The 1,348-nt window shown below is 59.6% G+C and carries 1 protein-coding gene and 3 pseudogenes; 3 read left to right on the top strand and 1 reads right to left on the bottom strand.

Annotation, left to right across the window (positions count from 1 at the left end; translation table 11 throughout):
• Window positions 1-228, top strand: a pseudogene (locus IVA82_RS14100) (IS630 family transposase); the annotation flags it as partial.
• A 39-nt stretch (window positions 229-267) separates the two neighbouring features.
• Here the strand turns inward: IVA82_RS14100 and IVA82_RS14095 are convergent.
• Window positions 268-408: pseudogene (locus tag IVA82_RS14095) on the bottom strand (IS630 family transposase); the annotation flags it as partial.
• A gap of 154 nt (window positions 409-562) precedes the next feature.
• Between IVA82_RS14095 and IVA82_RS14090 the strand changes: the two are divergent.
• Both IVA82_RS14090 and IVA82_RS14085 read left to right on the top strand, forming a co-directional pair.
• Window positions 563-769: a hypothetical protein gene (locus tag IVA82_RS14090; protein ID WP_247389310.1), complete on the top strand. Its 207-nt coding sequence runs from the start codon at window positions 563-565 to the stop codon at window positions 767-769.
• Window positions 770-1,018: 249 nt separating this feature from the next.
• A pseudogene (locus IVA82_RS14085) lies at window positions 1,019-1,348 on the top strand (transposase); the annotation flags it as partial.

Here is a 1,348-nt window from a genome sequence, read left to right as displayed (position 1 = left end):
ATTTCATTTCACCCCGACAAGCGCGTCCTGGCTCAATCAGGTCGAGGTATGGTTCTCGATCTTGCAAGGGCAGTCGCTCAGCGGTGCTTCCTTCACAAGCCTCAAACAGCTTCAGGACACATCGATGCCTACGTCAACGCGTACAACGACAAAGCCGAGCCCTTCGTCTGGACCAAGAAAAAGGTCCGCCAACGTCCTTTCAGGGGTCGCCGTATCACTCAGCTCTGATTCCGGGTACTAGGCCAGCGTTTTTTGGTTCGAATCATATCAGGCAGCCTCGGCGAGTCTGTAGGACCAGGTGTGGACAACCGGATGGCGATTGACGTCGTCGATGCCGGCCATGATGCGCTCCTTGAGCTCGTGTTTTGAGGTCACGCGGATGTGGCGCAAGACAGACCGGGCGAACTCAGGCTGCTGGCGTTCCGGGCGAAGGTGCCAAAAGTGTGCATAGAGACGACACAGCATCGAACCTCGCGGTGTCCTTTTAAATATTAAGAGGAACTTAACTTTATTTAATTGATTTAATCCAAATGGGATGATTTAATACACCCGACAGTTGCAAATGGGAGAGACCGCCATGTCCGATACGGATGACCGCCGCGAGTTCCTTAAGACCTGCGGCAGGTTTGCCGCCGTGACGCCTCCGGCAATGACGCTGCTATTATCGACCTCACTCACGTCAACAGCTATCGCGGCCTCGGGTGGCAGGGACGGGGGTGGGCACAATCACCACCATGAGCACCATCACCATCATGACAAGAACGACTAAGGCACTGGCGGCGCGCGCCGGCAGTTATCCTTAATACACGCCCATGCCGGCCTTACCGCCGTCGGCCGGCATGGAACGGCGGCCCTGGGGCGCTCCTTAGCCCCCCTGCGCTTCAGGGCGTCAATCGGCGTTCGACTGGGACCCCCTATCGGCATCCAAAAGGGACCCCGCATTGCCTCATCAAGAATGTTACCGGAGAACTGACCGTCAGGAGTGGGGCCGCGATACCGAATCGGATCGGTGTTGCCGATGGCAGGACGGATCAGCATGGGTGCGCGGCGCGAGATCACGGCGGCGGTGGTAGACCGCTATCGATCAGCAGGGCGGGCAGATAAGGGGCGCATTCTCGACGAGCTTTGCGCGGTGACGGGCTGGCATCGCAAGCACGCGGTTCGGGCGCTGGCCAGCCATGTCGCAATTTCGCCGGAGGCCCGGCGGCAGCGAAAGCCGACCTATGGCGCCCCTATCAGGGATGCACTGGTGGCGCTGTGGGAGGCCTCGGATCGGATCTGCGGCAAGCGGCTCCGGGTAATGATTCCGACGTTGCTGCCTTCGCTGGAGCGGCATGGCCGGCTCAAG

This window comes from Bradyrhizobium sp. 142, assembly GCF_023074015.1.
In the GTDB taxonomy this organism is placed as follows: Bacteria; Pseudomonadota; Alphaproteobacteria; order Rhizobiales; family Xanthobacteraceae; genus Bradyrhizobium.
The sequence above is the reverse complement of the archived record's forward strand: the minus strand, read 5'-3'. Positions and strand labels throughout refer to the sequence as shown.

Bases quoted from the DNA above. Each gene is read 5' to 3' on its own strand.
- IVA82_RS14090 (WP_247389310.1), top strand. From the start codon at position 563: ATGGGAGAGACCGCCATGTCCGATACGGATGACCGCCGCGAGTTCCTT.